This is a genomic window from Pelomonas sp. KK5, assembly GCF_001984095.1.
Classification (GTDB): Bacteria; Pseudomonadota; Gammaproteobacteria; order Burkholderiales; family Burkholderiaceae_C; genus KK5.
This window is the reverse complement of record NZ_LYVQ01000347.1, coordinates 1-4440: the sequence shown is the minus strand read 5'-3', so window position 1 is coordinate 4440 and position 4440 is coordinate 1. Positions and strand designations below refer to the sequence as shown.

The following is a 4440-nucleotide window of genomic DNA, read 5'->3' as shown; positions in this document are numbered from 1 at the left end:
CGGCGTGGGCGACGGAGAAGGCGCCGGGCTCGGCGGCTGCGGCGTCGGCAGCGGGACCGTCGGCGCGGGCGCGGGGGAAGGCGCCGTGGTGTCGTCTCCCCCGCTGCCGCCGCCTCCGCCACCGCAAGCGCTGATCAGCGCGACGACCGGCAGCAGGGCGACCCAGTTCGACGCGACGGGAGGACGGGGGCAGGGACGCATGGTGAAAATGAAAAAGCGGAGGCTCGATCGACGACGGACGTCGATTGTCCCTCCGCGGCGTCGCTGCTTTGCCGGGATGTAGCGGGTGCTAACGGATCATTTCAGCGGCACGGCAGCCGCTTGTAATACATCGCGCTGGCATGCAGCCGGCCCTCGGCGCAGGCGCCGCAATCCGGGATCTCGCCGGCGCGCTGCCAGTCCAGGTGGGCGAATACCGCCTCGGCCTGCGAGCCCGCGGGCGTCTCCAGCACCAGCAGCGTGCGGCCCTGGTCCAGGGCCGTGCATTCGAGGCGGCTCAGCAGCTGGCTGGCGATGCCGCGCCCGCGGCTGCGGCTGTGCACGATCAGCGGCCCCACCTCGGCACGGTGGCGAGCCTGCCGCCCGGCGCTGCCCAGTTGCACGCAGCCCTGCAGGGGGCCCTCGTCGCTCTCCAGCGCCACCCACAGCTGCTGCTGCGGGCCCAGCCGAGCGAGCACGCCCTCCCAGTATTCGAGCGCCGTGTGCCGTGACATCGGCGCCAGGAAGCCGAGGCTCGCGCCGTGGTGGACGCCGTCGATCAGCAGGTCGCTCAAGGCCGCCAGCCAGCGGCGGTCATTGGCCAGCACCTGCCGTACCTGCACGCGGGCCCGGTGGATCTCGACGACGGCGCCGGCCGGCGCGGGAATGGAAGGAGAGGGGACGACGAAGGCAGGGGTGGCGCTTCGGGCGGCGGAGAGGCGAGAGAACATGGGTGGCGTTGTCGCGAGCCGTGGGTGGGTTTTCCCTCAGCAAGCCCCGTGCCAAGTTGATACGCCCGCCTTACTCGCCCTCAGCCTTGGTCGACGCCCGGCTCGGCCAGCAGCCGCCCGCGGCCGCCCTTCTTGGCTTCGTACAGCGCGGTCTCGGCGCGGCGCAGCAGGTCGTCGATGCTGCGGTCGCCGGCACGCAGCCGGGCCCAGCCGGCGCTGAAGTCGATGGCGAAGCCCAGCTCGGCCGGTGCCCGCGCGGCCAGCGCCTCGCGCATGCGTCGATCCATGGCGTTAGGGCCCTGGGCGTCGGCGCGGGCCATCAGCACCGCGAACTCCTCGCCGCCGACGCGGGCGGCCAGGTCGCCCAGGCGCATCTGGGCCTGCACGCAGCTGCCGAACAGGGCCAGCACCCGGTCACCGGCCTCGCGCTGGTGCTCGCTGTTGATCGCCTTCAGGTGGTCGATGTCCAGCAGCATCAGCGCCAGCGGCTCGTCGTGGCGGCGGGCCATCGAGATCATGTCCGCCGCGCGCGCGACGAAGGCGCGCCGGTCGGTCAGGCCGGTCAGGCCGTCGGTCTGGGCCAGCCGGGCCAGGTGGGTCTCGATCTCGCCGCGCCAGGCCAGCACCAGGGCCAGCAGCAGCAGCATCAGCGCCCACTGGCAGGCTAGGCCCAGCAGCGTGTTGATCGGCTGCGGCTCCAGCGGGCTGGCCGGCCCCTGGGCGCCGAGGCTGCCGCGCCAGATCGAGACCACGACCAGCGGCAGCAAGCCCAGCAGCATCAACGTGCGCCAGCGGCGGTTGTCTGCCGCCGGCAGCAGCGGCGCGTTGGCCGCGACACGGCGCGGCCAGGCCAGCGCGGCGCAGAGCATCAGCAGCTGCAGCGCCAGGCCGTATTGCGACCAGCCGATGCGAAAGGCCCGATCCTCGAACTGCAGCACGTAGACGGCGGTCAGCAGCGGCGGCAGCACCCACATCGCCAGCGCCCCGCGCCGCGGGCCCAGCCACTGCAGCAGCGCGCACCACAGCGCTGACAGCGAGGCGCTGAGGCAAAACACGCCCAGGCCCATCCACAGGTGCGGCGGCTCGCCGGGGTGGGCCAATGCCAACCAGCCCAGCGCCTGCAGCAGCAGCGAGGCCTGCCCCCAGCGTACGGCCGGCGTGGCGCGCCAACCCATCAGGAACAGCAGGACCAGCGCCGCCAGCAGGCTTTGCAGCAGCAGCAACGCGAACAAGGTCGCGTTGTCCACGGCATGCCCGAGGATCATTGGAAAGCCACCTCCGCAAAACTGCGCAGCTTGCGGCTGTGCAACTGCGACAAGGGCCCGGTGCGCAGCAGCTCGACCGCGCGCAGGCCGATCTGCAGGTGCTGGTCGACGCGGGCGCGGTAGAAGTGGTCGGCCATGCCGGGCAGCTTGATCTCGCCGTGCAGCGGCTTGTCGCTGACGCAGAGCAGCGTGCCGTAGGGCACGCGGAAGCGGAAGCCGTTGGCGGCGATGGTGGCGCTCTCCATGTCCAGCGCGATCGCGCGGCTCTGGCTGAAGCGCCGCTGCGGGCCGCCGCCGACCGAGTTGGGCAGCAGTTCCCAGTTGCGGTTGTCGGTGGAGGCAACGGTGCCGGTGCGCAGGATCTTCTTCAGCTCGAAGCCCGAGAGCTGGGTCACGTCCGCCACCGCCTGCTCCAGCGCCAGCTGGATCTCGGCCAGCGGCGGGATCGGCACCCACAGCGGAAGTTCCTCGTCGAGCACATGGTCCTCGCGCACATAGCCGTGGGCCAGCACATAGTCGCCCAGCGACTGCTTGTTGCGCAGGCCCGCGCAGTGGCCCAGCATCAGCCAGGCGTGCGGCCGCAGCACCGCGATGTGGTCGCTCATAGTCTTGGCGTTGGCCGGGCCCACGCCGATGTTGACCATCGTGATGCCGCTGCGGTCGCGCCGCACCAGGTGGTAGGCCGGCATCTGCGGCAGGCGCGGCGGCGGGGCGCCGAGCGCGTCGTCGGCCTCGGCGCTGCAGCCGGCGCGGCGCGTCACCACATTGCCGGGTTCGATGAAGGCGATGCAGTCGTCCAGCTCGTCCGGGTTGGCCGGGTCCGGCGCCTTGGCCATCAGCGCGTGGCCCAGGCGCACGAACTCGTCGATGTAGAACTGGTAGTTGGTGAACAGCACGAAGTTCTGGAAGTGCTGGGTCGAGGTGCCGGTGTAGTGGCGCAGCCGCTGCAGCGAGTAGTCCACCCGCGGCGCGGTGAACAGCGACAGCGGCTGCGGCTCGCCGGGGCCGGGCTCGTGGGTGCCGTTGGCGATGCCGTCGTCCATCGCGGCGAGGTCGGGCAGGTCGAACAGGTCGCGCATCAGCTGGCGCCGCGCCGGCGGCAGCGAGCCCTCCACATGCTCGCGCTCGCCCAGGGCGAAGTGCAGCGGGATCGGCTGGTGGCTGGTGCCCACCTCCAGCGGCACGCCGTGGTTCTGCAGCAGCAGGCGGAACTGCTGCAGGTAGTAGCCGGCGAACAGCTGCGGGCTGGTCAGCGTGGTCTCGTAGGCGCCGGGGCCGGCGACGAAGCCGTAGGCCAGCTTCGATTCGGCCGCGCGCTGCACGGTGTCGGTCTGCACCCGCACGAAGGGATAGCAGGCGCGCACCGGGCCGATGTCCTCGCCGGCCACGAAGCGCTGCAGCGCCTCGCGCAGATGAGCCGTGCCGGCGGCATGGATCTCCTGCACGCGGGCCAGCGCGGCCTCGGCATCGTCGAAGCGCATCGGCGCGAAATATTGCGGGCTCGTCGCCATCACTTCAGCGGGATCGGGGTGGCACGGTCGACCGCGACGGCGGTGACGCTGTTCTTCGGCGAACCTTCGATCAGCCGGTCCGAGTAGGTCAGGTAGACCAGCGTGTTGCGCTTGGCGTCGACCATGCGCACGATGCGCAGCTTCTTGAAGACCAGCGAGATGCGCTCGTTGAACACTTCTTCCTGCTGCGGCAGGGCCTTCGCGATGCGGATCGGCCCCACCTGGCGGCACGCGATGGACGCTTCGGCCTTGTCCTCGGCCAGGCCCAGCGCGCCCTTGATGCCGCCAGTCTTGGCGCGCGAGACATAGCAGGCCACGCCCTCGACCTTCGGATCGTCGTAGCCATCGACGACGATCTTGTGGTCCGGCCCGATCAGCTTGAACACCGTGTCCACCTCGCCGATCGGTTCGGCATGCAGCGGGCCGGCCAGCAGCAGCAGGGCCGCCAGGGCGGATGAGAACAGCTTCATCGTCGGATCTCCCCTTGTCGAGCAGCCAGTCTAGCTGTCATCTGCGTGTCAGCACATGAAGGGATCGGCGCCTACAGTGCCCGCCATGAACGAGATCATCAAGGCCCCGATGACCGCCACCCTGGCCCAGCTCGCCGTGCGGCCCGGCCAGGCGCTGCGGGCCGGGGACACGCTGCTCGTGCTGGAGGCCATGAAGATGGAGCACGAGCTGCGCGCGCCGGCCGATGCCGTCGTGGCCGAAGTCTTCTTCGCCGAGGGCGAGGCG

General features: G+C 71.1%; 5 protein-coding genes and 1 pseudogene. 2 read left to right on the top strand and 4 right to left on the bottom strand.

What is annotated here, in order from left to right; genetic code table 11:
* A pseudogene (locus B0W88_RS35260) lies at positions 1-283 on the top strand (hypothetical protein); the annotation flags it as partial.
* A 19-nt stretch (positions 284-302) separates the two neighbouring features.
* Here B0W88_RS35260 and B0W88_RS29970 read toward each other — a convergent pair.
* From B0W88_RS29970 to B0W88_RS29955, 4 genes are all read right to left on the bottom strand, one after another.
* Positions 303-929 (bottom strand): GNAT family N-acetyltransferase, encoded by a 627-nt coding sequence (locus B0W88_RS29970; protein ID WP_083749163.1) that lies wholly within the window; start codon positions 927-929, stop codon positions 303-305.
* Positions 930-1009: 80 nt separating this feature from the next.
* A complete protein-coding gene (locus B0W88_RS29965) occupies positions 1010-2194 on the bottom strand; it encodes a GGDEF domain-containing protein (protein WP_077038170.1) in 1185 nt (394 codons plus the stop codon).
* Positions 2191-3705 carry an AMP nucleosidase gene (locus B0W88_RS29960; RefSeq protein ID WP_077038169.1) on the bottom strand — a complete coding sequence of 505 codons (1515 nt, stop codon included), beginning with the start codon at positions 3703-3705 and terminating at the stop codon, positions 2191-2193. The genes B0W88_RS29965 and B0W88_RS29960 overlap by 4 nt, the downstream gene beginning before the upstream one ends.
* The gene (locus B0W88_RS29955) at positions 3705-4175 is read right to left on the bottom strand and encodes a CreA family protein (RefSeq protein WP_077038168.1); all 471 of its coding nucleotides are present in this window, start codon (positions 4173-4175) and stop codon (positions 3705-3707) included. The genes B0W88_RS29960 and B0W88_RS29955 overlap by 1 nt, the downstream gene beginning before the upstream one ends.
* Positions 4176-4260: 85 nt before the next feature.
* Between B0W88_RS29955 and B0W88_RS29950 the strand changes: the two genes are divergently transcribed.
* Positions 4261-4440, top strand: a 180-nt coding sequence (locus B0W88_RS29950) for an acetyl-CoA carboxylase biotin carboxyl carrier protein subunit (protein WP_233151894.1), incomplete at its 3' end; no start/stop codon positions are given.

What these genes read in the sequence shown, in the direction of transcription:
- B0W88_RS29970 (WP_083749163.1), bottom strand. Translation starts at nt 929, where the DNA reads ATGTTCTCTCGCCTCTCCGCCGCCCGAAGCGCCACCCCTGCCTTCGTC.
- B0W88_RS29965 (WP_077038170.1), bottom strand. Translation starts at nt 2,194, where the DNA reads ATGATCCTCGGGCATGCCGTGGACAACGCGACCTTGTTCGCGTTGCTG.
- B0W88_RS29960 (WP_077038169.1), bottom strand. Translation starts at nt 3,705, where the DNA reads ATGGCGACGAGCCCGCAATATTTCGCGCCGATGCGCTTCGACGATGCC.
- B0W88_RS29955 (WP_077038168.1), bottom strand. Translation starts at nt 4,175, where the DNA reads ATGAAGCTGTTCTCATCCGCCCTGGCGGCCCTGCTGCTGCTGGCCGGC.